Source organism: Streptomyces zingiberis (assembly GCF_012034935.1).
GTDB classification, from domain to species: Bacteria; Actinomycetota; Actinomycetes; order Streptomycetales; family Streptomycetaceae; genus Streptomyces; species Streptomyces zingiberis.
In genome coordinates this window covers 12,839-39,434 of record NZ_JAATEN010000008.1, presented here as the reverse complement: position 1 = coordinate 39,434, position 26,596 = coordinate 12,839, and the positions used below count along the sequence as shown (strand labels likewise).

General features: G+C 75.2%; 21 protein-coding genes. 4 read left to right on the top strand and 17 right to left on the bottom strand.

The genetic code is table 11. From position 1 onward, the window contains the following. Nucleotide 1: 1 nt before the first annotated feature. Nucleotides 2-298, top strand: coding sequence for a gas vesicle protein K (locus tag HCK00_RS12535; RefSeq protein ID WP_311765288.1), 297 nt, complete (start codon nucleotides 2-4; stop codon nucleotides 296-298). A gap of 298 nt (nucleotides 299-596) precedes the next feature. Here HCK00_RS12535 and HCK00_RS12530 read toward each other — a convergent pair whose 3' ends face one another. Further along, nucleotides 597-1,505 (bottom strand): hypothetical protein, encoded by a 909-nt coding sequence (locus HCK00_RS12530; RefSeq protein ID WP_240965538.1) that lies wholly within the window; start codon nucleotides 1,503-1,505, stop codon nucleotides 597-599. After that, nucleotides 1,502-2,770, bottom strand: coding sequence for a glycosyltransferase family 4 protein (locus HCK00_RS12525; protein ID WP_168101942.1), 1,269 nt, complete (start codon nucleotides 2,768-2,770; stop codon nucleotides 1,502-1,504). Before HCK00_RS12525 ends, HCK00_RS12530 begins: the two co-directional genes overlap by 4 nt. Before the next feature lie 661 nt (nucleotides 2,771-3,431). Between HCK00_RS12525 and HCK00_RS12520 the strand changes: the two genes are divergently transcribed. Further along, nucleotides 3,432-4,358, top strand: coding sequence for a DUF8842 C-terminal domain-containing protein (locus HCK00_RS12520; protein WP_168101941.1), 927 nt, complete (start codon nucleotides 3,432-3,434; stop codon nucleotides 4,356-4,358). 116 nt (nucleotides 4,359-4,474) lie between these two features. Further along, nucleotides 4,475-4,804 (top strand): hypothetical protein, encoded by a 330-nt coding sequence (locus tag HCK00_RS12515; protein ID WP_168101928.1) that lies wholly within the window; start codon nucleotides 4,475-4,477, stop codon nucleotides 4,802-4,804. Nucleotides 4,805-4,911: 107 nt separating this feature from the next. Here HCK00_RS12515 and der read toward each other — a convergent pair whose 3' ends face one another. From der to pyrG, 13 genes are all read right to left on the bottom strand, one after another. Further along, nucleotides 4,912-6,381 (bottom strand): ribosome biogenesis GTPase Der, encoded by a 1,470-nt coding sequence (gene der, locus HCK00_RS12510; protein ID WP_168101940.1) that lies wholly within the window; start codon nucleotides 6,379-6,381, stop codon nucleotides 4,912-4,914. An 83-nt stretch (nucleotides 6,382-6,464) separates the two neighbouring features. Continuing rightward, nucleotides 6,465-7,052: a lysophospholipid acyltransferase family protein gene (locus tag HCK00_RS12505; protein WP_168102150.1), complete on the bottom strand. Its 588-nt coding sequence runs from the start codon at nucleotides 7,050-7,052 to the stop codon at nucleotides 6,465-6,467. 98 nt (nucleotides 7,053-7,150) lie between these two features. Further along, nucleotides 7,151-7,912, bottom strand: coding sequence for a (d)CMP kinase (cmk, locus tag HCK00_RS12500; protein ID WP_168102149.1), 762 nt, complete (start codon nucleotides 7,910-7,912; stop codon nucleotides 7,151-7,153). A 241-nt stretch (nucleotides 7,913-8,153) separates the two neighbouring features. After that, nucleotides 8,154-9,239: a prephenate dehydrogenase gene (locus HCK00_RS12495; protein WP_168101939.1), complete on the bottom strand. Its 1,086-nt coding sequence runs from the start codon at nucleotides 9,237-9,239 to the stop codon at nucleotides 8,154-8,156. Nucleotides 9,240-9,493: 254 nt separating this feature from the next. Then, nucleotides 9,494-10,762, bottom strand: coding sequence for a pseudouridine synthase (locus HCK00_RS12490; protein WP_206320274.1), 1,269 nt, complete (start codon nucleotides 10,760-10,762; stop codon nucleotides 9,494-9,496). Next, the gene (gene scpB, locus HCK00_RS12485) at nucleotides 10,762-11,424 is read right to left on the bottom strand and encodes an SMC-Scp complex subunit ScpB (protein ID WP_311765287.1); all 663 of its coding nucleotides are present in this window, start codon (nucleotides 11,422-11,424) and stop codon (nucleotides 10,762-10,764) included. The genes HCK00_RS12490 and scpB overlap by 1 nt, the downstream gene beginning before the upstream one ends. 301 nt (nucleotides 11,425-11,725) lie before the next feature. Continuing rightward, nucleotides 11,726-13,135 (bottom strand): segregation and condensation protein A, encoded by a 1,410-nt coding sequence (locus tag HCK00_RS12480; protein ID WP_375781953.1) that lies wholly within the window; start codon nucleotides 13,133-13,135, stop codon nucleotides 11,726-11,728. Between the two features lie 361 nt (nucleotides 13,136-13,496). Further along, nucleotides 13,497-14,198, bottom strand: a complete 702-nt coding sequence (locus tag HCK00_RS12475; protein ID WP_311765286.1) for a hypothetical protein — start codon at nucleotides 14,196-14,198, stop codon at nucleotides 13,497-13,499. Continuing rightward, nucleotides 14,183-15,367 carry a ParA family protein gene (locus HCK00_RS12470; RefSeq protein ID WP_375781952.1) on the bottom strand — a complete coding sequence of 395 codons (1,185 nt, stop codon included), beginning with the start codon at nucleotides 15,365-15,367 and terminating at the stop codon, nucleotides 14,183-14,185. Before HCK00_RS12470 ends, HCK00_RS12475 begins: the two co-directional genes overlap by 16 nt. 364 nt (nucleotides 15,368-15,731) lie before the next feature. After that, nucleotides 15,732-16,847, bottom strand: coding sequence for an alanine dehydrogenase (ald, locus tag HCK00_RS12465; protein WP_168102145.1), 1,116 nt, complete (start codon nucleotides 16,845-16,847; stop codon nucleotides 15,732-15,734). Nucleotides 16,848-17,089: 242 nt separating this feature from the next. Next, the gene (locus tag HCK00_RS12460) at nucleotides 17,090-19,441 is read right to left on the bottom strand and encodes a tetratricopeptide repeat protein (protein ID WP_311765285.1); all 2,352 of its coding nucleotides are present in this window, start codon (nucleotides 19,439-19,441) and stop codon (nucleotides 17,090-17,092) included. A gap of 198 nt (nucleotides 19,442-19,639) precedes the next feature. Beyond that, nucleotides 19,640-20,275, bottom strand: a complete 636-nt coding sequence (locus tag HCK00_RS12455; protein ID WP_168101937.1) for an NUDIX domain-containing protein — start codon at nucleotides 20,273-20,275, stop codon at nucleotides 19,640-19,642. 103 nt (nucleotides 20,276-20,378) lie between these two features. Further along, nucleotides 20,379-22,028 (bottom strand): CTP synthase, encoded by a 1,650-nt coding sequence (gene pyrG, locus HCK00_RS12450; RefSeq protein WP_168102143.1) that lies wholly within the window; start codon nucleotides 22,026-22,028, stop codon nucleotides 20,379-20,381. A gap of 395 nt (nucleotides 22,029-22,423) precedes the next feature. On the opposite strand from pyrG, the gene HCK00_RS12445 reads away from it, so the two are divergent. After that, entirely contained in the window at nucleotides 22,424-24,232 is a 1,809-nt protein-coding gene (locus HCK00_RS12445) for a glycoside hydrolase family 15 protein (protein WP_168101936.1), read from the top strand. A 126-nt stretch (nucleotides 24,233-24,358) separates the two neighbouring features. On the opposite strand, the gene HCK00_RS12440 is transcribed toward HCK00_RS12445, so the two are convergent. Then, nucleotides 24,359-25,534 carry a beta-1,3-glucanase family protein gene (locus HCK00_RS12440; protein WP_168101935.1) on the bottom strand — a complete coding sequence of 392 codons (1,176 nt, stop codon included), beginning with the start codon at nucleotides 25,532-25,534 and terminating at the stop codon, nucleotides 24,359-24,361. Between the two features lie 5 nt (nucleotides 25,535-25,539). After that, nucleotides 25,540-26,472 carry a glycoside hydrolase family 16 protein gene (locus tag HCK00_RS12435; RefSeq protein WP_168101934.1) on the bottom strand — a complete coding sequence of 311 codons (933 nt, stop codon included), beginning with the start codon at nucleotides 26,470-26,472 and terminating at the stop codon, nucleotides 25,540-25,542. Nucleotides 26,473-26,596: the final 124 nt, after the last annotated feature.

Genomic DNA, 26,596 nt, shown 5'->3' with positions numbered 1-26,596 from the left:
CGTGAGCCGCCCCGTGCCGCGGACCGGAAACCGCGTGGAGATCGACAAGGACACCGTCGAACGGGACCTGATGCGCCTGGTGCTGACGGTCGTCGAACTGCTGCGCCAGCTCATGGAGCGGCAGGCGCTGCGCCGGGTCGACCAGGGGGACCTCACGGACGACCAGGAGGAGCGGATCGGCCTCACGCTGATGCTGCTCGCCGAGCGGATGGAGGAGCTCCGCGACCGCTACGACCTGACCCCGGAGGATCTCAACCTCGACCTCGGCCCGCTGGGCCCGCTGCTCCCCCGCGACTGAGCGCCCGGCGGCGCCTGCCCCCGGCCGGCCCGCCGGAGCACGGCCTTCCGCCCGTGCTCCGGCGGGCCGGCGGCCGTTCGCGGCGCCGCCCGCCGTCCCGTCCGCCGTCACCCCGACCGGCTCCGCCGGGATGCCGGACCTCCCCGGACCTCTCCGAGCCTCTCCGGGCCTCTCCGGGCCTCTCCGGGCCTCTCCGGGCCTCTCCGGGCCTCTCCGGAGGAGCGGCCATCCCCTACACGCCGTCACCCACCGGTAGGCCGGCGGACCACGCCCCGGCCCGCCGGCCCGCCGCCGGCTCTCAGCCTGGCGTCGCCCTGACGCCGATCCGTACCGACAGGTCGTTGTCCACCGTGTAGTACGGGCCGGCCATGGCCGGCCCGCGCGGGGTGGCCAGCGGCCGGGCCGGGTAGCTGTAGACCGCCTTCTTGTCGGCGACGTCGTCCAGGATCCGGGCGATCCGCACCGCCACCGCGCCGTCCTCGCCCGTGGGCCGCAGCCAGAGGTCCCACGGCTCCTCGGCGCCCTCCCAGACGTCCGCGAACCAGGCGTACACCAAGGTGGCGGAGAAATGGGAGCCGTCGCCGGTCACCGGCGCCGTGCGGATGTGGGAGGGGTCGAGCCGGCGGCGCGCCTCGATCACGGCCCCGCGCCCCGCGCGGACGCCGTGCAACCGCCCCTCGACGACCACCTCGCCGTCCCGGACGAGCAGATCACCCGCTTCGGCGTGCGGGGCCCGCAGCCAGCTGCGGAGCGAGAGGTTGCCGTGCTTGGTCGCGTAGGGGATGCGGACGGCGACCGGGCCGCTCCCCGGGTCCGGATGGCGATCGGTGATCGTCCGCAGGTCGTTGACGCCGGACGTGAGGCGGACCGGCTCGGCGCCGGGGGCCGTCTCGAAGGCGTCCCAGCGGCCCTCCGGCAGCCTCACCGTGCTCGGCAGCACCGCGCGCAGCCGGCTCTCACCGGAGGGGACCAGCGGCAGCCGCAGCTCGTCGGCCGGACCGCCGCGCCCCCCGCGGCGGCGGAACAGCAGGGCCGTGTCCCAGGAGTCGGCGCGCTCCGGGGCCTCGACGTCGAAGGTGAGCCCCCCGGCGGAGTCCGCTATGCAGTCGGCCCGGGGCGCGGCGGGCGGTTCGGGCCGCGTGGCGGCGGCTCCGGAGGCGGGCCGGGGGATGCCCGGCCGCAGCGGAAGATCGGCGGAGGTGGTCATGCGGTCCTGCCCCCTCTCAGGGCGGCGCCGGCGGCGGCGCGGGCGGAATAGGCGCCACCGAGCAGCGCTCCCCGGGTGCGGTGCAGCGAACTCCGCAGCCGGCCGCGGGTGCCCCGGCCGCCCCGGCTCACCAGGTCCTCGAAGAGGGTCTCGTAGCGGCAGGCGACCCGGGAGGGGTCGAAGCGGGCGGATCCCCGGGCCGCCGCGCGCCCCATCCGTTCCCTTAAGGCGTCGTCGTTGATGAGTTCGAGGAGGGCGGTGGCCACGGCATCGGCGTCCCCGGGCGGGACCAGCCGGCCGTCCACGCCGTTGTCGATGATCTCCCCGGGTCCGTGCGGGCAGTCCGTGGCGACCACGGGCAGCCCGCACCGCATGGCCTCGACGATGGTCATGCCGAAGGACTCCAGGCTGGAGGTCACGGCGGCGATGGAGCCCTTGGCCCACTCGGGGTCCAGCGGATGGGCCGGTCCCATCAGGAGCACGTGGTTGTAGAGGCCGAGGCGGTCGATGAGCGACCGGAGGCGTTCCTTCTCCGCGCCCCCGCCGTAGATCCGCAGCCGCCAGTCCGGGCGGCTCTCGACCACCGTGGCGAAGGCCCGGACGAGCAGGTCGTAGCGTTTGACGCGAGCCAGCCGGCCGGCCGCGACCACGCACTTGCCGGAGCCGTCCGCGGGCGCGACGCGGGGCTCGGGCACGCTGTTGGGCACCGCCCCCACGTGCACCCCGGGCAGCCGCAGTCTGCGCCGGTAGGACGCCGCGTCCGCCTCGGTGACGGTGGTGACCGCGTCCAGCCGCGGGTAGACCCGGGCCAGCTGGGCGCGGAGCGCGGTGGAGTGGCTGTCCAGCGTCAGGTGCTCCTGACCGACGAGCACGGGGCCGCGCCGGGTCTCCCGCGCGATGTGGACGTTGAGGCCGGGCCGGGTGCCGACGACCACATCCGCCTCCACGGAGCGCAGGTGCTCGGCGATCCGGCGGTCGGTGAGCCTGCTGTACTGCTGGTAGCGGCCCTCGGCGGAGGGGAAGACGCGCGCCGGCTGCTGGTGTTCCGGGGCGTCGCCCGCGTACTCGGGGCTGTCCTTGCGCAGGTCCACGAGGTGGTGCACGCGGACGTCCGGGCCGTGGTCGAAGACGGGTCTCTCCCGATGGCGGAAGACGGAGACGATTTCGACGTCGTGCTGTTCGGCCAGCGAGCGCGCGAGATTGCACGTCGTACGGATCGTGCCGCCGATGCCGTACGCGTTGTGAATCAGGAATGAGATCTGCATGCGTCCCCGAATTCCGCGATTCCTGCGGAGAGCCCCGAGTTGCCCGTCTGCTCCGCCTGCCGAAGGATTGGACCCGTTACGGCGGCTCCGGGTTGGCCGCCATGACGATTCCGTTCCGCAAGGGATACGGGATCGATAGCCCATTCCCGGAACCGTCCGCGTCGTGGGAACGTCAATGTCACTGTCCCGGTTACGGCGTGACGGTGCATCGGTCACTGCTTCACCCCCAAGGGCGACCCTCCGGCCCCAGGCCGTGGTGTCGCGCGTGTTCCCCGAGCGGCGGACGGGCCCCGCCGCTCCTCCCCCTCGGCTCCCCCGGCCGGGCCAACCGGCCCGGCCACCTCCTTCCGGGTGTCCGCGCCCGCCCCGGTGAAACACCCGATCGCGGCACAACAGGGCACATCACGGCACACACCGCGGCCCCCGGGCCCGGCTGCGGGCGGGCCGCCGGCCTCACCGCCGCGGCCGGCCCCGGTCCCCCGGCCCGGGCCCCGTCGGCGGGGCCGTCCCCGCCAACGGGATCGGGGCACACGGAGGTTCCCCTCCGGGGCGCCCGCTCCGGGCCCGCGGCACGCCGGGCGTGACCCCGGCCGTGCGTCACCCGTTGTGCTCATGCGGGCCGGAACGCCCGGCCGCCACCGACGAGACCGAGGAGCCTTCCGTGCCGCGTTTGCTCGACGTCAGCGACGACGTGCGCGCCGAGATCGGCGACGAAGAAGCCGACCGGCTGCTCACCGGCGAGAACGCCCCGGGCAGTTATGACTGCACCTCCTGCCGGACCCCTGGCGACACCGAGCAGGAACGGACCAGCACGGTCCTCTTCGTCGGCGACGAGACGGCCGTGCTCGCCTTCGCCCACGCCACGTGTGTGCCCTCGCAGGTGGTGCCGGTGGCGGAGGAGCAGTTGCAGGGCGCCGTCCGTTCCATCACGGCCGGGGAGGGCGTGGAGGCGGGCATGGAACCGCTGCCCGCCGGGCCCGCCGGGCCGGAGCTGCCGGCCCTCCCGGGGCACCGGGCGCCGGACCTGGCGCACGACTTGCGCGCCGTACCCGCGGGTGGCGCCCGGCCGGGCCCGCCGGCGCCGCTGCGGGACCCCTCCCCGGTGCCCCCGGCGGAACCGCGTCCGGCGGTGATCGGGGTGACCTGCGGTCTGGTGCTGGTCGACGGGGCGCTGTGGCCGGCGCTCGCCGTGGAGCCCACCGGCCCGATCACGCGGCCCGGCACGGCCGGTGACGCCTTCCTGCCGATCCTGCTGGAGCAGGGGTTCCGGCCGCTGAGCCGTCTGGAGCAGGCGGCTCCGGTGCTGCCGGGCTGGTCCGTGCTGCTGGTGGAGGGAAAGCTGCACGCGGTGCTCCAGCCCGGCGCCCCCGGGTCCACCCCCACCGCCTGGTGGCAGGCGCACCAGCCGCTGGCGGTCACCGACGGCTGGCGGACCGCGGCCGCGCGGCTGGCGAAGGTGCTGGTCGTGGCGGGGCCCGCGGGCTCGATCGGCCCGCAGTCGCACGAGGACGTGCTGCGCGAGGCCCTGGACCGGGCGGCGGCCGGCGGTCTGCTGGTGGCCGCCGTGCTGCCGCTGGCGGGCACATGACCCCGGGGACGGCCGGGGACGGCCGGTCCCGTCCCGCGGGCGGGCCACCGGCCGGGCGGTGGCGAGTTCACCCCGGGGAGCCGCATCCCCCGGGCGCCCGGTTCGTTGGCCCGTACGTGCACTCCTACGAACCGGCGGCCCGCCTCCCGTACACCCCGTACGTCTCCGGGTCGCTCCCGGCGTACCCCGCCCCCCGCGGCGCCGGGCAGCAGTCGCCGACGCCGATCTACGACACGCTCTACGCCGAGTACCGGCGCGCGTTCCGCGCTCTGCCGGGCGACCGCCTCGGCGAGGAGGACCTGGCCTTCACACCGTTCGGCATCCGCGAGCTCGCCGAACCCCGGCACATCTGGGAGCGCGTGCCGCCGCCCGAGCCGCCACGGCGGCACCGGCGTCCCGTGCCCCGCGCGCTGCCGCCGGCCGCGCGGGACCGCCACCCGCGCTAGGAAGAGCCCGGCGGGCGGCGTACGGCTCGCCGGTCACGGCGCCCCGGCCGGAGGGCTCACCGGCTCGCGGTGCCCGGCGCGGCGGTTCGGCCGCGCCGGGCACCGGATCACTTCTTGCGGCCGCGCTTCTCCCGGACCCGCACCGACAGGTGGATCGGAGTGCCCTCGAAGCCGAACTCCTCGCGCAGCCGCCGCTCGATGAACCGACGGTAGCCCGCCTCCAGGAACCCCGAGGCGAAGAGGACGAACCGCGGCGGGCGGACGCCGGCCTGGGTGCCGAAGAGGATCCGGGGCTGTTTGCCGCCGCGGACCGGGTGCGGGTGGGAGGCCACCAGTTCGCCGAGGAAGGCGTTGAGCCGGCCGGTCGGCACCCGGGTCTCCCAGCCCGCGAGGGCGGTGTCGATCGCGGGGACGAGCTTCTCGAGATGGCGCCCGGTGCGGGCGGAGAGGTTGACCCGGGGCGCCCAGCGGACCTGCACCAGATCCTGTTCGATCTCGCGCTCCAGGTAGTAACGGCGCTCCTCGTCCAGCGTGTCCCACTTGTTGTAGGCGATCACCAGGGCGCGTCCGGCGTCGACGGCCATGCTGATGATGCGGGTGTCCTGCACGCTGATCGTCTCGCTCGCGTCGATCAGGACGACCGCGATCTCCGCCTTCTCCAGAGCGGCCGCGGTGCGCAGCGAGGCGTAGTAGTCGGCGCCCTCCTGGAGGTGGACGCGGCGGCGGATGCCCGCGGTGTCCACGAACTTCCAGGTGCGCCCGGCGAGTTCCACCAGTTCGTCGACCGGGTCGCGGGTGGTGCCGGCCGTCGCGTCGACGACCACCCGGTCCTCACCGGCGACCTTGTTGAGCAGGGAGGACTTGCCCACGTTGGGGCGGCCGATCAGCGCGACGCGGCGCGGTCCGGCCGGTCCGCCGCCGAAGCTCTGCGCGGGAGCCTCCGGAAGCGCCTCGAGGACGGCGTCCAGCAGGTCGCCGGTGCCCCGGCCGTGCAGGGAGGAGACCGGGAAGGGCTCGCCGAGGCCGAGGTTCCACAGGGCGGCGGCGTCCGCCTCACCGCTGGGACCGTCGACCTTGTTGGCGCAGAGCACCACCGGCTTGCCGGCCCGGCGCAGCAGCTTCACCACGGCCTCGTCGGTGTCGGTGGCGCCGACCTTGGCGTCCACCACGAAGACCACCGCGTCGGCGGCCTCGATGGCGTACTCGGCCTGGGCGGCGACGGCGGCGTCGATGCCGAGGACGTCCTGCTCCCAGCCGCCGGTGTCGACGACCTTGAAGCGGCGCCCGGCCCACTCCGCCTCGTAGGTCACCCGGTCGCGGGTGACCCCGGGACGGTCCTCGACGACCGCCTCACGGCGGCCGATGATCCGGTTGACGAGGGTGGACTTGCCGACGTTCGGGCGGCCGACGACGGCGAGCACGGGCAGCGGCCCGTGCCCCGCGGCGGCGAGGTCGCTCTCGATCTCCTCGGGGTCGAAGCCCTCCTCGGCGGCGAGCTCCATGAACTCCGTGTACTCGGCGTCGCCGAGCGCACCGTGCCCGTCGCCGGCCGTGTCGTTCACGTGATGGTCGTTCATGAAGTCCGTTCCTCGTTCGTACGTCGGCGGGCCGCTGACGGGCCCGCGTGCTGCGGTCGGCGGGGGCCTGACGGCCCGGCGGGTCAGCGCCCCGTGAGGCGCCGCGCCTCCGCCAGGTGCGCGCTCAGCCGCCGCTGGATGCGCTCGGTCGCGGCGTCCATCGCGGTCCGGGTGCGCCGCCCGGTGCCGTCCCCCGCGTCGAAGGGGTCACCGAAGACCAGGTCGACCCGGCCGCGCAGCGGGGGCAGCGCGGGGACGAGCCGGCCGCGGCGGTCGTTGCTGCCGAGCACCGCCACCGGCACGACCGGTGCCCCGGAGCGTACGGCGAAGTAGGCGAGCCCGGCGCGGAGCGAGGCGAAGTCGCCCTCGCCCCGGGAGCCCTCGGGGAAGATCCCGAGGACCCCGCCGCGCTCCAGCACGCGGAGCGCGCCGGCGACGGCGGAGCGGTCGGGGCGCGTCCGGTCCACCTTCAGCTGCCCGATCCCGCGCAGGAACGGGTCGAGCGGACCGGCGAACGCCTCCTTCTTGATCAGGAAGTGCACCGGCCGGGGTGCCGTGCCCATGAGCAGGGGGCCGTCGATGTTGTGCGTGTGGTTCACCGCCAGGATGACGGGCCCCTTGGCGGGGACCCGCCAGGCGCCCAGCACCCGGGGCCGCCACAGCCCGTACATCAGCCCCGCGCCGAGTCGGCGGCCGAACGCGGCTCCGCCCGCCGACGCCCGTCCCGCGGAGGGGGGCGCCGCGGACGGGGCGCCCGCGCGCGCCGTCCTCACGCCGACTGCCCCGCGCGGTCCGCGGTGCCGGTGGCCGGTGCCGGGCCGTCGCCGGCCACCTGCTCGACGAGGGTCACCACGCACTCGACGACCTGCTCCAGGGAGAGTTCGGTGGTGTCCACCTCGTGCGCGTCCTCCGCCTTGGCCAGCGGGGAGACGGTGCGGCCGGAGTCCGCGGCGTCCCGCCGGGCCAGCGCCTCACGGGTGGCGTCCAGGCCGGCGGCCTCCTTGCCCTTGAGCTCTCCGCTGCGGCGGGCGGCGCGCGCCTCGGGCGAGGCGGTCAGAAAGATCTTCAGGTCGGCGTCGGGGAGCACGGTGGTGCCGATGTCCCGGCCCTCGACCACGATGCCCCGCCCGGTGGAGCGGGCGATCTCCCGCTGGAGGTCCGTCATCCGGGCCCGGACCTCGGGGACGGCGCTGACCGCGCTGACCGCGGCGGTGACCGCCTGGGTGCGGATCGGGGCGGAGGCGTCGGCGCCGTCGACCGTGATGGCCGGCCGCTCCGGGTCGGTGCCGGAGACGATCGAGGGTTTGGCGGCGGCGGTCGCCACGGCGCCGGCGTCGGCCACGTCCACCCCGTTGTTCAGCATCCACCAGGTGATCGCGCGGTACTGCGCCCCGGTGTCCAGGTACCGCAGGCCGAGCTTGGCGGCGACGGCCTTGGACGTCGAGGACTTGCCCGTGCCGGAAGGGCCGTCGATGGCGACGATCACTGCTGCCGGAGCGGTCCGGGCGGCGGTTTCCACGGTGACGAACACCTTCCTCGAATGCACGGGCGGGAGCGGGCCGGCCGGGGAGCCGGCCGGGAACCTCCGCACAAGGTTACCGGCCCTCCGGAGCGCCCCGCGCAGCCCCGGTCCCGGCTGCCCGGCGGGGCGCCGGGGCCGCGGGGGGCCGCCGGGACCCGGCCGGGGCTCCCGGCCCGCCCCGCCCCGGCCGCGGTGGTCCGGGGCGGGGTGGCTGCGGGCGGCGGGCGGCGGGTGGTCCGGGCTCCGCGGGTCACTGCCGGATCGACCAGCCCCGCTCCCGCAGCGCCGCGGTGAGGTCGGGGGCCGCCGCCGGTTCCACCATGAGCTGGATGAGACCGGCCTGCTGCCCGGTGGCGTGCTCGATCCGGACGTCCTCGATGTTGATCCCGGCCCGGCCCGCGTCGGCGAAGATCCGCGCCAGCTCGCCGGGCTGGTCGCCGATGAGCACCGTGACGCTCTCGTACGCCGCGGGGGCCGCGCCGTGCTTGCCCGGCACCCGCTCGCGGCCGGCGTTCCCGCGCCGCAGCAGATCCGTGATGCCGGTGGCGCCGTCCCGCCGCTTCTCCTCGTCCGCGGAGTCCAGGGCGCGCAGGGCCCGTACGGTCTCCGCGAGGTCGTCCGCGACGGCGGAGAGGACCTCGGCGACCGGGCCGGGGTTGGCGGAGAGGATCTCGGTCCACATCCCCGGGTCGGAGGCGGCGATCCTGGTGACGTCCCGGATGCCCTGCCCGCAGAGGCGTACGGCCGTCTCGTCCGCGTCCGTCAGCCGGGCCGCGACCAGGCTCGAGAGGAGCTGCGGGGTGTGGGAGACCAGCGCCACCGCCCGGTCGTGCGCGTCGGCGTCCATGACGACCGGCACGGCCCGGCAGACCGCGACCAGCTCCAGGGCGAGGTTCAGCACCTCGGTGTCGGTGGCGGCGGTGGGGGTGAGCACCCACGGGCGGCCCTCGAACAGGTCCGCGGTGGCGGCCATCGGGCCGGAGCGCTCGCGGCCCGCCATGGGATGGCTGCCGAGGTAGCTGACCGGGTCCCCGCCCAGCTCCGCCAGCTCGCGGCGCGGGCCGCCCTTGACGCTGGCGACGTCCAGGCAGGCCCGGGCCAGCCCGCGGCGCTGCGCGTCGGCGACGGTGGCGGCGACCCGGCCCGGCGGCACGGCGACGAGCGCCAGGTCGACGGGGCCGTCCGGGGCGTCCTCGGTGCCGGCGCCGAGCGCCGCGGCGGTACGGACCCGGGACGCGTCACGGTCGGACAGATGGACGCGGACACCGCGGCCCGCGAGGGCGAGCGCGGCGGAGGTGCCGATCAGTCCGGTCCCGATGACCAGGGCGGTTCTCACTGGATGACGTCCTCGCGGAGTGCGGCTGCGGCGCCGGTTCGGGTGGGTGCGGCGGCCGCCGCGGGCCCCGGCGCGCGACGGCGCGTCGCGTCCCGGCTCGCCGCCCAGCCTAGCCAGTGCCGCGGCAGGGGAGGTCCACCGCTCCGCCCGGCCACGGGTTCCGGCCCCTCCGGCCGCCCGTCCCCGCGCCCGTCCGGCCGCGCCGCGGGGGCGGGCGGCCGGAGGGGGGAAGAGGGGGGAAAGGGGGGAAACCGTCAGAGTTCGACCTCGCGCATCAACATGCCCACCTCGGTGTTGGTCAGCCGGCGCAGCCAGCCCGACTTCTGGTCGCCCAGCCCGATCGGCCCGAAGCCGGTGCGGACCAGCCGGTCCACGGGGAAGCCCACCTCGGCGAGCATCCGGCGGACGATGTGCTTGCGGCCCTCGTGCAGGCTGACCTCGACCAGGTAGTTCTTGCCGGTGTTCTCCACCACGCGGAAGCTGTCCGCCCGGGCGTAGCCGTCCTCCAGCGGGACGCCGTTCTTCAGCTGCTTGCCGAGGTCGCGCGGGATGGGGCCCTGGATGGCGGCCAGGTAGGTCTTCCGCACGCCGTAGCGGGGGTGGGTCAGCCGGTGTGCCAGCTCGCCGTGGTTGGTCAGCAGGATGATGCCCTCGGTCTCGGTGTCCAGCCGGCCGACGTGGAACAGCCGGGTCTCCCGGTTGGTCACGTAGTCGCCGAGGCACTGCCGGCCGTCGGGGTCCTCCATGGTGGAGACGACCCCGGCGGGCTTGTTGAGGGCGAAGAAGAGGTACGACTGGGTGGCGACGGTCAGGCCGTCCACCCGGACCTCGTCCTTCTCCGGGTCGATGCGCAGTCCCTGCTCGGTGACGACCCGGCCGTTGACCTCCACCCGCCGCTGGTCGATCAGCTCCTCGCAGGCCCGCCGGGAGCCCAGGCCGGCCCGGGCGAGGACCTTCTGGAGCCGCTCGCCCTCCGGCTCCCCGAAGGTCTTCGGGGGCCGGGGCCGCTGCTCGGCGTGACGGGCGCGGTTGCGCTCCTCGATCTGCGCCTCGTACTCGCGCGGCCGGGACGGGGGCTGCGGGCGCCCGCCCCGGACGGGCCCGCCGGCGCGGGAGCCGCCGCGGCCGCCCACCGGGGTCCGGGGGCCGCCCTTCGCGCCGCCCCGGGCCGACGCGCCCCGCGCGCCGCCGGAGGACGGGCGGGGGGCCCCGCCGCGGCCGTCCCGCTCGCGGTCACCCCGGGGGGCGCCCCTGCGGTCGTCACGGCCGCGGTCGTCGCGGCGGTCGTCACGGCCCCGGTCGTCGCGGCGGTCGTCACGGCGCCGGCCGGTGCCGTCGCGGTCCCGGTCCCGGTCCCGGTCCCGGGTGAAGTCCACGTCGTAGCGGCGTTCCTCGGGACGGGGCCGGCCGCGCCGCTGTCCCTCCTCGCGTCCCCCGCCGGCCTGCCGCCGGGAGGAGGGGCCGCCTGCTCCCCGCCTGTCCCGGTCGCCGGTGTCCCTGTTGTTCCTGCCGCTGCTTCGCATCAAAGTTCCGTCTGTGGAGGGCCGCTGTCGTCGGTGTCCGGGGCGTCCGGATCGAACGACGCCACTCCCTCCCGGGACTCCGGCTCCACCGCCTCCGCCTCGGGGAGGAAGGGCGCGAGCTCCGGCAGTTCGTCCAGGCCGCGCAGGCCCATCCGCTCCAGGAAGTAGTGCGTCGTCCTGTACAGGATCGCACCTGTCTCGGGTTCCGTGCCCCCCTCCTCCACCAGCCCCCGCTGGAGCAGGGTCCGCATCACGCCGTCGCAGTTCACCCCCCGTACGGCGGAGACCCGTGAACGGCTCACCGGCTGCCGGTACGCGACGACTGCCAGGGTCTCCAGCGCGGCCTGGGTGAGCCGGGCCTGCCGCCCGTCCAGCACGAAGGACTCGACGGCTGCCGCGTACGCGGGCCGGGTGTAGAACCGCCAGCCCCCCGCCACCAGACGCAGTTCGAACCCCCGGCCCTGCGCGGTGTACTCGTCGGCCAGCTCGCGCAGCGCGCGCGTGACGGCGCGCTGCGGCCGTTCCACGGCCTTGGCGAGCTGTTCGGCGGTGGCCGGTTCGTCGACGACCATCAGCACGGCCTCCAGGGCGGGCCTGAGGTCCAGTCCGGCCACGTCCGGGGAGCCCGCGGGAGGCCCCGGGGCCTCCCCCCAGCCGTCCACCGCCGGTCCGGGGAGGTCGTAGCCGGGGTCCTCCGCGGGGCGGGCGGGGCCGGCGGCGGGTCCGTCCGGGGCACCTCCCGCGCCTGTGGGCCCCGCCGGCCCCGGTGCCTCCGCCGGTTCCGGCGCACCCGGGGCACCCGGCACCTCCGGCACCTCAGAGGGTCCTGGGGCGGTTCCGCCCGTCCGGCCGCGCGGGACCACTCCCCCGCCGTCCGGGCCGGCGGGAGCCCCGGCGGTGCCGTTGGCTTCGTTCACGCCGTTCACGCCGTTCACGCCGTTCGCACCGTTCACGCTGACCACGTCATCCCTCTTCCTCCGGATCGCCCGCACCGCCGGGGGCGGCCGTGCCGCCCCCGGCCCGGGCCTCTTCCGCCACACCCGGCCGCTTCTCCGGCCGGTCCGCCTCGCCGCCCGGCTCCTGGTCGAACTCGTCGGTGACCAGCGGCCGCGCCCCGGCCCCGTCCGCCGCCCCGGTCCAGCGGACCAGCAGCGCGCCCAGCGCGTCCTCCTGCTCCAGCGCGACCGCCCGCTCCCGGTAGAGCTCCAGCAGCGCGAGGAAACGGGCGACGACGGTCAGGGTGTCCTCGGTGTCCTCGGTCAGTTCCGCGAACGTCGCCGAACCCGCCTCCCGCAGCCGGGCGATGACCACCTCGGCCTGCTCCCGCACGCTGACCAGCGGGGCGTGGATGTGGTCCACGTAGACCTGTGGCCTGGCCCGGGGCTGCATCGCCTTGACGGCGAGCCGCGCGAAGCCCTCGGCGCCGATCCGGATGACGACGTCCGGCAGCAGCTCCGCGTGGTGCGGCTCCAGGCCGACGGTACGGGGGTGACGGCGCGCCTCGGACATCAGCCGCTCGTCGAAGATGTCCGCGATCCGCTTGTACGCGCGGTATTGCAACAGCCGCGCGAAGAGCAGGTCCCGCGCCTCCAGCAGCGCCAAATCCGCCTCGTCCTCGACCTCGGCGGCGGGCAGCAGCCGGGCTGCCTTGAGGTCGAGGAGGGTCGCGGCGACGACGAGGAATTCGGTGGTCTGATCGAGATCCCAGTCGGGGCCCATGGCACGGATGTGCGCCATGAAGTCGTCGGTGACCCGGGAGAGGGCGACCTCGGTGACATCCATCTTGTGCTTGGCGATCAGTTGGAGCAGCAGGTCGAACGGGCCCTGGAAGTTGGCCAGCCGCACGGTGAAGCGGCCGTCACCGCCGTCGCCGGCCTCGCCGCCGTCGCCGCCACCGGCCTCCGGGGGAGGCCCGGCGGTCTTCCCGGGAGGGCGATCGACGGGGCCGGAGCCCGGTCCGGGGGCGGGACCGGTGCCTGGTTCGGGGGCGGGACCGGCCGTGGGGCCCGTTCCGGAGGAGAGGGCCAGGGGGCCGGTGGGGGGTTCGCCGGAGGCGGGGAGGGCGTCGGCGGCGGTACCGGACGGGCCGGCGGCCCGCGCGGTGTCCTGCCCGGGGCCGGTTCTCCCGGGGCCGGTTCTCCCGGCGCCCCGGGCGGTCCCGGCAGCCCCCGTCCCTTCCTGGTGCGGGTCCACGCCGTCCCCGGCGGGCTCGGGGCCCGAAGTGACCGGCGCAGCCCCGGCGTTCTCCGGTGGTGCGCCGGCGCCGGCGCCGGTGGGGGCGCGGGGGGCCGGGGCGCGGGCGCCGTCCCCGGTGTCCCCGGTGTCCCCGGTGTCCCCGGTGTCCCCGGTGTCCCCGGCGGATGGTGCGTCCACGGGCGCCTCACCACGGCCCGGCGCGGCCGGTGGCGTGGGCGGGCGTGCGCGGGGGGCCGGCCAGGCGGCCGGTTCGGTGAGGGGCGGCGCGGCCCCGGAGCCGCCGTCTCCCGCGCCGGTTCTGCCGTCCCCGGCCCCGGTTCTGCCGTCCTCGACACCGTCCGGCGCCGGTTCCGGCGCCTCGGGGGGCCACCGGGGGGCCGCCGGCTCCGGCACCGCCGGACGCGCTCCCGGCCCGGCGCCCAGGGGGCGGCGGGCGGGCCGGCGGGGCGGCGGGGGTCGGTCGTCGGTCGGGGGCATCGCGCGGTCCATGGTGCGGAGGTACCGGGCGATACCGCCCGTGACACGGGCAGGTTACCGCTCAGCTGCCCCGCAGGCGCCGTACGAGGATGCTCGCGTCCCCGCGGGACTCCAGGTCGGCGAGGACGACCGCGACGGCCTCGCGGACGATCCGGCCGCGGTCGACGGCGAGTCCGTGCTCGCCGCGCAGCACCAGGCGCGCGTGCTCCAGGTCCATCAGCTCCTCGGCGGAGACATAGACCGTGATCTTCTCGTCGTGGCGCTCCCGGCCACTGGGACGGCGCGCCGCCGCGCGCCCCCGGCGCCGGGGCGCCCCCTGCGGGGCCGCGGCGGCGGGGCGGTCGGGGCTCTCCTGCGCCTGCCGCGCGGCGGGACGCCGGACGGACGGCACCGGCGGCACCGTCGGCGCGGAGGGCGCCGCGGCCGCCGGGGACCCCCCGGGCGCCGTGCCGGCCGGGGCTCCGGGCCGGTCGGAGCCTTCGGGACGTTCGGAGCGCTCCGGCCGATCGTCAGGGGAGCCGGAGCCACGCCCGCCGTGCTCCGGCGGGGTGTCGCGATCGGGGCCGGCGGCCTCGTCCTCGCCGGGGAACGCCGGGGCGGGCACCCGCGGCGTTCCGTCGGCGGGGGCGTCCCCGTCCCCGTTCCGGCGGGCGGGGGCGGGGGCGGCCGGCGCCTGGGACGCCGGGGTGGAGGCCTGGAGCGCGGTGCCCCCGGTGGTGCGGAAGAGTTCGTCGGCGCCGGGAAGACTCACTCGGCGTGGCACCGGGCGAGCACCTCCCTGGCGAGCTGGCGGTAGGCCGCGGCACCGACGGAGTTGGAGGCATAGGTGGTGATGGGCTCACCGGCGACCGTGGTCTCCGGGAAGCGGACCGTGCGGCCGATCACCGTGTGGTAGACGTGCTCGTCGAACGCCTCGACCACCCGCGCGAGGACCTCACGGCTGTGGACGGTGCGCGAGTCGTACATGGTGGCGAGGATGCCGTCGAGCTGAAGGTCGTGGTTGAGCCGCTCCTGGACCTTCTCGATGGTCTCGGTGAGCAGCGCCACCCCGCGCAGCGCGAAGAACTCGCACTCCAGCGGCACGATCACCTTGTGCGCGGCGGTGAGGGCGTTGACGGTCAGCAGACCGAGCGACGGCTGGCAGTCGATGACGATGTAGTCGTAGTCCGGGAGCAGCGGCTTGAGGGCGCGCTGGAGCGTGGACTCCCGCGCGACCTCGCTGACGAGCTGCACCTCGGCGGCCGAGAGGTCGATGTTGCTGGGCAGCAGGTCCATGTTGGGGACCGCGGTCTTCAGCAGCACCTCGTCGGCCGCCATGCCCCGCTCCATGAGCAGGTTGTAGACGGTGAGGTCCAGCTCCATCGGGTTGACGCCGAGGCCCACGGAGAGCGCGCCCTGCGGGTCGAAGTCGACCAGCAGCACCCGGCGGCCGTACTCGGCCAGCGCGGCGCCCAGGTTGATGGTCGACGTCGTCTTGCCGACCCCGCCCTTCTGGTTGCACATCGCGATGACCTTGGCCGGGCCGTGTTCGGTGAGCGGCCCGGGGATCGGGAAGTACGGCAGCGGGCGGCCCGTCGGGCCGACCCGTTCGCGGCGCTGGCGGGCGGCGTCCGGGGCGAGGGTCGCCGCGTACTCGGGATCGGGCTCGTACTCGGCGTCCGGGTCGTAGAAGTGCCCGTCGGGCAGGTCCTCGTAATCGGCGAAACCGGGCTCGCCGCCGGCCTGGCCGCCGGCCGTGTCGTTCACGTGATGGCCGTCCATGCTCGTGTGGGCTGTCGTGCTCTGGTGGGCTGCGAAGGTGTGGACGGCTATGGACCCGGCCGGGCCGAGCCCCGCGAGGTCACGGGTCCGGTCATGGTCCTGACCGCCGTCCGGGGCCGGTGCGGCCACCTCCGGCCGGCCACCTCCGGGAGAAAATGTCGACTCATTCACAAGTCGTCTCGCCTCCTTGGATGTGACCGGAAAACTTTATCGACAGGTCAGCATGGCACCATGCCGACGGTTGGCGACTCTATGGCGTGTCGACGCCTCACAGCAACACAATCCGCCGCACCCGGCGGGCTGTGTCGGTGGTGAAACTGCCCGCTGTCAAGGGTGTTCAGGCCATCGGACGTCAGGAACCGCGCGGGAGGAAGCGGTTGAAGCGTGATGTTCGAGGCGTGCCCGGGCCGGGACGGGAGAAGCCGGACACACGTCCGGCCGGACCTCACTCGTCAAGGTCCGGCCGGACGTGAGCGGTTGACACCGTGCGCCGGCGGGCGGCGGGCGGCACGGGGACCGTACCGCGGCGGCCGGCTCAGCCGAGCAGCGCGGCCGGTTCCGTCACGGCCATGCCGTGCGCCTCGGCGACGGGTCCGTACACGACCTGCCCGTCGTGGGTGTTGAGCCCCTTCGCCAGCGCCGGGTCCCGGCGGAGCGCCTCGCGCCAGCCGCGGTCGGCGAGTTCCACCACATACGGCAACGTGACGTTGGTCAGGGCGTGGGTGGAGGTGCTGGGCACGGCGCCGGGCATGTTGGCCACGCAGTACAGGACCGAGTCGTGCACGGTGAAGGTCGGCTCGGCGTGCGTGGTCGGCCGGGAGTCCTCGAAGCAGCCGCCCTGGTCGATGGCGATGTCGACAAGGACACTTCCCGGCTTCATGCGGGAGACCAGTTCGTTGGTGACCAGCCGCGGCGCCTTGGCTCCGGGGACGAGCACGGCGCCGACGACGAGGTCCGCGGCGAGCACGGCGCGCTCCAGCTCGAAGGCGTTGGAGGTGACGGTCTGCACCCGGGTGCCGAAGACCTTGTCCGCCTCGCGGAGCTTGTTGACGTCCGTGTCGAGCAGGGTGACGTGGAAGCCCATGCCGACGGCGATCTGGGTGGCGTTCCATCCGGAGACGCCGGCGCCGATGATCACGGCCCGGCCCGCGGGGACGCCCGGCACCCCACCGGGCAGCACCCCGCGCCCACCGGCGGAGCGCATCAGGTGGTACGCGCCGACCTGGGGCGCGATCCTCCCCGCCACCTCGGACATCGGGGCCAGCAGGGGCAGCTTGCGGCCGGCGGTCTCCACGGTCTCGTAGGCGATGGCGGTGGTGCCGGACTCCAGCAGCGCCTCGGTGCACTCCCGGGAGGCGGCGAGGTGGAGGTAGGTGAAGAGGACCTGGTCCTTGCGGAGCCGGTGGTACTCCTCGGCGACCGGCTCCTTGACCTTCAGCAGCAGGTCGGCGGCGGTCCACACCTCGTCCGCGGAGTCCGCCAGGGAGGCACCGGCCGCGGTGTACTCGGCGTCGGGTATGGAGGAGCCGAGGCCCGCGCCGCGCTCGACGACGACCTGGTGACCGTGGCGCACCAGTTCGTGGGCTCCGGCGGGGGTGATCGCCACCCGGTACTCGTTGTTCTTGACCTCGCGGGGAATGCCGACCTTCACGGGGATCACGGTCCTTGGATGAGGGGGTGGTTCCGGCCGTACGGGGGACGGATCCGCATCCGCCGCCCTTCGCCCCGTCCCGCGGCGAGGGGCCACGGAGGGCCGCGACGGGCTGGGGCGGGTGACGGCGGGTGCGCACAGGTCTGCCCGCGGCACGACCAGTCTAATGAAGGGATTGCCGCTGTACAGCCTTGCAAACCTCAAATTTCCACCGCATGTACTCAGCATTTCTTAGGCTGGTCCTACACCGGACCCGTCCCCGGGGCCGGGTTGTCACCCAACAGCCGCCGGGCGGCGGCCCGGTGGACACCGGCGGCCACCGGATCGCCGAGCCGGTCCAGGGTGTCCGCGGTCCGCAGCCGCAGCCCCGCCGCCAGCCGCGGATCGGCGGCCCGTTCGGCGGCGGCCAGCGCCTCCGCCCCGGTGCGCAGCGACTCCTCGGGCCGCCCGGCCCGCTCCTGGGTCCAGGCCAGCTCGCCGAGCGCGCGGGCGTACCCGGCCTCGTCCCGCAGCCTGCGGTGGCCCGCCGCCGCGGCCCGCCAGTCGCGGAGCGACCCCTCCCAGTCACCGGCCCGGCCGCGGGCGGCGCCCAGCCGGGCGTAGAGCCGGGTCTGAGCGGCCAGGTCACCGCCGGAGAGCAGCAGGTCCAGCGCCCGGCCGTACCAGTCGGCGGCCCGCGCCCAGTCCCCCAGCTCCCCGAAGGCGGCGCCCAGCGACTCCAGCGCCCGTGCGGTGAGGGCGGTGTCACCGGACTCCCGCGCGGCGGCCAGGGCGGAGCGGTAGCGGGCCACGGCGTCCCGCGTCCGGCCCGCCGCCGCGTCCAGGTCGGCCAGGTTGACGTGCGCGGCGGCCTGGTCGCGTACCCGTCCCTGCCGCTCGGCCGACTCCAGGGCCAGCTGGTGCAGGGGGTACAGCTCGGGAGCGGCGCCCTCGGCACCGCGGTGCGCCAGCAGCGCGCGGGCCAGCGCGGCCGGCAGCCGCCGGGCCTGCCCGGCGTGCTCCCCGGCCGCGCCCGGGGAACCCGAAGACCCCGGCGACCCCGGCGACCCCGGAGGACTCGGAGGACTCGGAGGACTCGGGGAACTCGGGGAACTCGGGGAACTCGGGGAACTCGGGGAAGGGGCCCCGGTGGCCGCCCCGGGGAGCCCGGTGGCGTCCCCGGCGGTGGCCCGCACCGCGCTCCGCAGCACCGGCAGCCGGGCGTCCAGCCAGGCCCGCGCCGCCGCCCGGGACGGGAACCGCAGCTCCCGCGGCTGCCGCTCCAGCCAGGCGCGCGCGGCCGGGTCCGCGCGCTCGGCCTCGGCCCGGCAGACCCGGAGCTGCCGGACCAGGCGCTCCACCATCCGGGCCCGGGCGGCGCGGACGGCGGCGGGCTTCTCGTGCTCCCGCAGCGCCGCGGCCACCAGGGGGTGCAGGCTTCCCGGCAGCCGGTAGGCGGGCCCGCCGGGGAACGCCCCTCCGTTCCCGGGAGCCCCGGGGCCCCCGGGACCCTCGGGGCCCTCGGGTCCCTCGGGGCGGAGCATCCCGCGCGCCGCCAGATCGGCGAGGACGGAGCGGGCCACCGCCACCGGGCAGCCCGCGAGGGCGGACGCGAGCTGGGCGTCCACGAACCCGCCGGGGGCGAGCGCCAGCAGCCGCAGCAGGACGGCGCCGGACCGCGGCAGTCCCGCGTAGGCCAGCCGGAAGGCGCGTGCCAGCGGGCGGGCGGCGGCCCCGGCGGGCACCGCCGCTCCGGCGGGCACCGCGGGCCGCGGGACGGCGGGGCCGCTGAGGGCGGCGGGGCCGATGGCGGCGGGGCCGGCGGGAGCGGCCTCGTCCGCGGGCCGCCCCGCGGCGGTGGACGGCCGGCGGGGGGCGCGGGAGCCCGGCTCACGCAACCGCAGCAGGGCGTCGGCGACGGAGGCCGTCGGGCGGCCGGCCAGCCAGCCGCCGACGAGGAGCAGCGCGGCCGGGGAGCCACCGCACTCCTCGACGAGTTCCTGCGCCGCCTGCGGGTCCACGGTGACCCGGGTACGGCCCGCGGAACGGGTCAGCAGCGCCACACCGGCGGTGGGGCCGAGCCCTCCCAGGGTGCAGGGCCGCACATCGGGGACGCCGGTCAGCGGGCCCGCGGCGACCGCGACCACCAGGCAGCCCGGGGTGTCCGGGACGAGTTCGTCCACCTGCCCGGGCCCGGCCGCGTCGTCCAGCAGCAGTACACAGCGGCGGCCCGCGAGTTCCCGGCGCACCGCCTCGGTCAGCTCCTCCTCGGGCGCCCCCGCCGGAGCCGTGGCGCCCAGCCCGGCGAGCAGGTCACGGGCGGCGTCCTCCAGGGGGACGGGCTCCCCGCCGGGCTCCGACAGCCGCACCCGGAACACCCCGCCGGGGTAGTCCCCGGCCACGGAACGCGCGAACTCCCCCGCCAGCGCGGTGCGGCCGGAACCGGGCCGGCCCGCGACGAGCAGCACCCGGCTGCGCGCCGGGCCCCGGCCGGAGAGGGTGTCCAGACCGGCCCGCCCGATGTCGGCGCGGAGCGCCGCCAGCTCCCGGTCGCGCCCGATGACACCGCCCGCCACCCCGGCCGGCCCGCCGGCGCCGACCGCCTGATCCGTCACCGGCCACGCTCCGTCCCGTCCGCTGTACCAGGGGCACCCTGAGGGTAGTTCACCCCGGGCGGTGATCCCGCCGTCCCCGGTCCGCCGGGACGGGCGGGACCGCGGGGACGGACGGAGCGGAGGAGGGCGCGGGGGCGGCCGGGGCGTACGGGCCGCAGGGGCCGTACGGCCCCGCCGGGGCCCGGGCCGGCGTCCGGCTCAGGAGAACGGCCGGGCCGGCCAGGGAGCGCCGGCGGGGCGCAGCGCGTCCAGGCCGCCGTCGGCGGCGCGGGCCGCGGTGAGCGCCAGTACCCCCACCGTCAGGCAGGTGTTGTGCAGTTCCCCGGCGAGCACCCCGCGCACCAGCTCGGGCAGCGCGACCCGGGCCAGCTCCATGTCCGCCTCCTCCTCGGCGGTCTCGAAGCGCTCGCCCTCGGCGGCGGAGAGATCCCGGGCGAGGAAGATCCGCACGGCCTCGTCACAGCCGCCGGGCGAGGTGTAGATGTCGGTGAGCACGCGCCAGTCCCCGGCCTTGACGTGGGCCTCCTCGTACAGCTCGCGCTCGGCGGCGTGCAGCGGGTTCTCCCCGGGCACGTCCAGCAGCCCCGCGGGGATCTCCCAGAGCCGGTGCCGGACCGGGTGCCGGTACTGGCGCAGCACCAGCACCCGGTCCTCGTCGTCGAGGGCGAGCACGGCGACCGAGCCCGGGTGCACCTGGTAGTCCCGGTGGGCGGTGGAGCCGCCCGGCATGACCACCTCGTCCCTGCGGACGCTGGTCTTGTTGCCGGTGAAAGGGGTCTCGGTGGCGGTGACCCGCCACTCCTCCGGGGTGTCCCGGATGTCGGGGGTGCCCATGGCCTGTCGGCGTCCTTCCGTCGAGCGTCCCGTGGCGGGCGCTGCCGCGCCGCCGTTCCCGGGGGCGGCCGCGCCGCGCCCCCGGCCACCGTAGCGCCTGGCGTCAGGCCGTCCCACGACCGTCGATCACGGCCTTGACCAGGCCCGCGAAGAGCGGGTGCGGGCGGGTCGGGCGGGAGCGCAGCTCCGGGTGGGCCTGGGTGGCGACCAGATATGGGTGGACCTCGCGCGGGTACTCGACGAACTCCACCAGCCTGCCGTCCGGGGAGGTCCCGGAGAACACCAGTCCGGCCTTCTTCTCCAGCTCGCCCCGGTAGGAGTTGTTGACCTCGTAACGGTGGCGGTGGCGCTCCTCGACGTAGGGCTGGTCGCCGTAGGCCTCGCGGACCACGGAGCCCTCCGCCAGCTTGGCGGGGTAGAGCCCGAGGCGCATGGTGCCGCCGAGGTCGCCGGCGCCCTCCACGATGGCGAGCTGCTCCTCCATGGTGGAGATCACCGGGTGCCCGGTGGCCGGGTCGAACTCGGTGGAGTTGGCGTCCGCGACCCCGGCCAGGTTGCGCGCGGCCTCCACCACGATGCACTGAAGCCCCAGGCAGAGGCCGAGCAACGGCAGCTTGTGCTCCCGCGCGTAGGTGATGGCGCCGACCTTGCCGTCCACCCCGCGCTCGCCGAAGCCGCCGGGGATGCACACCGCGTCCACGTCGCCGAGCTGCTCCTTCGCGCCGGCCGGGGTGCGGCAGTCGTCGGAGACGACCCACTTGATCCGCACCCGCGCGTTGTTGGCGAAGCCGCCGGCGCGCAGCGCCTCGGTGACGGAGAGATAGGCGTCGGGCAGGTCGATGTACTTGCCGACGAGGGCCACGGTGACCTCGTGCGCGGGCCGGTGGACCCGGCCGAGGAGGTCGTCCCACTCCGTCCAGTCGACGTCCCGGAACGGCAGGTCCAGCTTGCGCACCACGTAGGCGTCGAGACCCTCGGTGTGCAGCACCTTGGGGATGTCGTAGATGGACGGGGCGTCCTTGCAGGCCACCACGGCGTCCTCGTCGACGTCGCACATCAGCGAGATCTTGCGCTTGATGGAGACCGGGACGTCGCGGTCGGCGCGGAGCACGATGGCGTCCGGCTGGATGCCGATGTTGCGCAGCGCGGCGACGGAGTGCTGGGTCGGCTTGGTCTTCAGCTCACCGGACGGCCCGATGTACGGCAGCAGCGAGATGTGGACGACGAAGACGTTGTCCCGGCCGACCTCGTGCCGGACCTGGCGGACGGCCTCCAGGAACGGCAGCGACTCGATGTCGCCGACGGTGCCGCCCACCTCGGTGATGACGACGTCCACGTCCTCGGTGGCCATGCGACGGATGCGGTGCTTGATCTCGTTGGTGATGTGCGGGATGACCTGGACGGTGTCGCCCAGGTACTCCCCGCGCCGCTCCTTGGCGATCACCGTGGAGTAGATCTGGCCGGTGGTGATGTTGGCCGAGGCGTCGAGGTCCACGTCGAGGAAGCGCTCGTAGTGGCCGATGTCCAGGTCGGTCTCCGCGCCGTCGTTGGTGACGAAGACCTCACCGTGCTGGAACGGGTTCATCGTGCCCGGGTCGACGTTGAGATACGGGTCCAGCTTCTGCATGGTCACGCGCAGCCCGCGGGCCTTGAGCAGCCGGCCGAGGCTGGAGGCGGTGAGTCCCTTGCCGAGCGAGGAGGCGACACCCCCGGTGACGAAGAGGTGCTTGGTCGTCGTGGGCTTAGCGGCGATGGCCAAGAGGGGGCTCCCGTGGTCGCGAGGTGAGGTGCGGATCGGCCCCTTCCGTAAGGGTCGCCGGCGCTGCGGTTACCGGGGCGCCACCTGGTCGGACGCGCCCGCCGGTCCACGGGCCACCAGGGTATCAGCGCTCACGGGGGACTGCTCCGTGCCACCGGCGCAAGCCACGGGGCCGCTGCGCGCCGTAGCCCACCCGATCGGCTGAGTCACCTTGCCCGGACCCGCGCACAACTCCCTTCCCCGCGTCGTATCCTGCTCGGACACATCAGCGAGCCCCGGCATGGCACCCACCACGACCGTCACCGGAACGAGAGCTCGTCACATGTTCCCTTGACCGCAAGACCTTCGCGCACGCGTGCACGGAGGCACCACAGGCCGTTCGACTGGAGATGCACGTGGCCGGGCGCATCGAGGACTACGCACTCATCGGCGATATGCAGACCGCCGCCCTCGTCTGCCGGGACGGGACAGCAGACTGGCTGTGCCTGCCCCGCTTCGATTCCCATGCCATCTTCGCCGGGCTCCTCGGCACCGAGGATCACGGCTTCTGGCGACTGGGCCCGGCCCACGCCAAGGACGCGGAGCCCCCGGCGGCCGACCGGCGGCGCTACCGCGGCGACTCCCTGGTCCTGGAGTCGGAGTGGGACACCCCCCGGGGCACCGTCCGTGTGATCGACTTCATGCCGCCGCGAGACGGCGCCCCGCAGCTCATCCGGATCGTGGAGGGCGTCAGCGGCCGGGTGCGGATGCGCTCCGCGCTGCGGATGCGGTTCTCCTACGGCTGGGTCGTGCCGTGGGTCCACAAGGTGGACGACCGCACGGTCGCCGTGGCCGGGCCGGACTCGGTCTGGCTGGACACCGAGGTGCCGACCTACGGCGAGGACCTCACCACCTACGCGGACTTCACCGTCGCGCCGGGTGAGCGGATCGCGTTCACCGTGAGCTGGCAGCCCTCCCACAAGACGCCGCCGCCGCTGCCGGAGCCCGAGCAGTCGCTGGAGGCCACCGAGGACTTCTGGCGCGACTGGGTCGCCCAGTGCACGTACCACGGCCCGTACCGGGACGCCGTGGTGCGCTCGCTGATCACGCTCAAGGCGCTGACGTACGGCCCGACCGGCGGGATCGTCGCGGCCCCCACCACCTCCCTGCCGGAGGACGTGGGCGGCAGCCGCAACTGGGACTACCGCTTCACCTGGCTGCGGGACGCCGCCATCACCCTCTCCTCGCTGCTGCGCACCGGGTACCGGGAGGAGGCGCGGGCCTGGCGGGAGTGGCTGCTGCGGGCCGTCGCCGGCGATCCGGAGAACCTCCAGATCATGTACGGCATCGCCGGGGAGCGCGAGCTGGGCGAGACCGAGCTGACCTGGCTGCCGGGGTACGAGAACTCGCAGCCGGTCCGGGTCGGCAACGGCGCCGCCGGCCAGCTCCAGCTCGACGTCTACGGCGAGGTCACCGAGGCGCTGCACCTGGCCCACATGACGGGCCTGGCCCGCAACGACTACGCCAGCCTCCTGCAGATCAAGCTGATCAGCTATCTGGAGGACCACTGGGACGAGCCCGACGAGGGCATCTGGGAGGTCCGCGGGCCCCGCCGCCACTTCGTCCACTCCAAGGTGATGGCGTGGGTCGCCGTGGACCGCACGGTGAAGCTGATCGAGTCGGGCGAGGTGGACGGCCCGCTGGACCGGTGGCGGGACCTGCGGGACGAGATCCACCGCGCGGTCTGCGAGAAGGGTTACGACAAGGAGCGGAACACCTTCACCCAGTCCTACGGCTCCCGGGAGCTGGACGCCTCGCTGCTGCTGATCCCCCAGATGGGCTTCCTGCCGCCGGACGACAAGCGGGTCATAGGCACCATCGAGGCGATCCAGCGGGAGCTGTCGACCTCCGACGGCTTCGTGCTCCGCTACCCCACGCAGGGCGAGGACGCGGGCGTGGACGGCCTGGAGGGGGACGAGGGCGCGTTCCTGGCGTGCTCCTTCTGGCTCGCCGACGACCTGGCGATGATCGGCCGGGTCGACGAGGCGCGGAAGCTGTTCGAGAAGCTGCTGGCGCTCCGCAACGACCTCGGTCTGCTCGCGGAGGAGTGGGACCCGCGGCTCCAGCGCCAGGTGGGCAACTTCCCGCAGGCGTTCAGCCACGTCCCGCTGATCGACACCGCCCTGCGGCTGACGGCCTCGGGGGCGTACGGGGCCTGAGCCCCGGCGCGTGAGGCACTCGCGCAAACCGGCCCCCGGCGGACTGATCGTCCGCCGGGGGCCGGTTCTCGTTCCTCCCGGACCCGGGCCCGGACCCGCGGGGCCCTCGGACCCGTGCGCGGTCCGTCAGAGGGGCCCGATGGTGAGGGTGAACCCGCTCGGCGCCCCGTCCTCGATGTACGAGGCGAAGCCGGCGACGTCGTCGAAGGCGAAGCCGTAGGCCCGGCCGTCGGCGCTCACCTCGTGCAGCGCGCGGGCGTAGTGGTTGGTGATCGCCTCCTGGTAGAACGCGGCCGGGTCGGTGACCGGCTGCTCGGGGTGGCTGCGGAGCACCGACCGGTTCAGCCCGGCGCCCAGGATCGCCGCGACCGGGCCGGTGGTGCCGTCGTTGGGCGCGGCCAGGGCCCCGTCGCAGAAGAGCACGTCCCGGGTGGACGGACGGCCGAAGGAGACCTCGGCGGGCCCGGTGAACGCGAGCCGGTCGCCGCTCACGCGGCCGGTGAAGGTGCCCGCGTTGGTGGTGACCTTCAGGTCCCGGCCGGTGTAGTGGTCCCACACCTCGGCGACCGCGCCGTCCAGGTAGTCGGCCGCGAACAGCCCGCCGTCCAGGCCGTGCCCGGGGGCGATGACCCGCTTGTCGCCGACGACGAGCCGGGAGAAGCCCTCGGTCTCCCGCAGGTCGGCGAAGACCGTCTCCCGGGCGCCCGCCCGCAGTTCCCCGGCGGTCTGGTCCTTCGCCCCGGTCAGCCGGATGCTCAGCGGGACGCTGAACATGTCGACCATGGTCGTGTTGCAGAACATGCCGCTGTCGTTGTACGTGAACTCGGCGCAGTCGTGCAGCACGTCGCTGGACGCGTCGGTGTCGACCCAGCCGGCCGGGTACTGAAGGGCCGCTGCCCCGTTGCCGTCCTGGACGACCTTGAAGGGCAGTTCGCCGTCGAGGGCGACGTAGATCCGTCCGGACATCCGGGGCAGGGTCAGCCGGGTGTCACCGGAGGACGCGAGCGGGATGGCGTAATCCGCCGCGCCGCCGGCGCCGTTGTCGCCGAGGGCGACCGGGGCGACCTCGCCGTCGGGGGTGACGCGCACCTGGCGGCCGCCCTCGTTGCCGACGATGTAGAGCCGGATCGAACTGTTGTCGAAGGCCCCGGTCTTGTTGACGACCGTGAGCGGCAGCCCGTCGGCGGCCTTCCTGCCCGCCTGTGCGGCACCGGCCGGCGTGCGCCCGGAGAGCAGCACGGCACCGGTGGAGGCGGCCGCTCCGGCGGCCAGTCCTCCGAGAAGCTTCCTTCGGCTGATCACAAAACTCACCCGCTCTGCTGGACGGAGACGTAGTCGATGACCATGGGCACCCCGGGACGGGTGGCGTCGGTGGGGGTCTCATGACCCGCGACCCCGTCCGGGAAGGCGCCGCCCATGGCCAGGTTGAGCAGCACGAAGTGGCCGTGGTGGGTGGCGTTCGCCCAGGTCTCCGGATCCATCCGGGGATCGTCCGAGCTGATCGAGTGGAACTGCTGCCCGTCGACGTACCAGCGCAGCTCCTCGGTGGAACCGGTGCGGTCGAGCTCCAGCGCGTAGGTGTGGAAGCCGGCCTGGCAGGTGGTGCCCGGGCAGGCCGTGGAGTCGCCGATGCCGTCGTACTCGCCGCAGGGACCGCCCGGGGCGGTGCCGCAGTGGAGCACGCCCCAGACGGTGTTGAGGCCGTTGACGTTCTCCATGATGTCGAACTCGCCGATGCCCGGCCAGTTCCAGTAGTCGCCGCGGTAGTCGGCGCCCAGCGTCCAGAAGGCCGGCCAGTAGCCGAGCGCCTCCTCGCCGCTGATGTCGGGCATCTGGATGCGCGCCTCGATACGGAGCGTGCCGCCGGCGGGGGCCGCGAAGTCGGTGCGGCGGGTCTCGATCCGGCCGGAGGTCCACCGCCCGGAGCCGTCCTTGAGCGGTGTGATCCGCAGGTTGCCCGAGCCGTCGAGGCTCAGGTTGGCGGGGTCGTCGGTGTACGTCTGCCGCTCACCGGTGCCCCAGTTGTCCGGGCCGCCGGGGTACGCCGTGCCGGTGTCGATGATCCAGTCGTCGGTGGAGGGCAAGCTGCCCGCCGGGCCGTCGAAGTCGGAGCGCCAGACCTCCTCCAAGGCCTTCGTCTCTCCGGTGCCGTCCGGGCCGGCCCACGCCTGGGGAAGCGTGAACGCGGCACAGGCCAGCAAGCCGGCCGCCAGGGCGGCCAGCCGTGTCCTCGTGCTCATGGGGGGTTCTCTCCTCGCATGGTGGGGGTCAAGGGGAGTGAGCCGGAGCGCTCACGGGAACATCGCGTGAGAGCGCTCTCAAACTGTGCGGAAGACACTGCCCATTCCGCGCTGTAACGTCAAG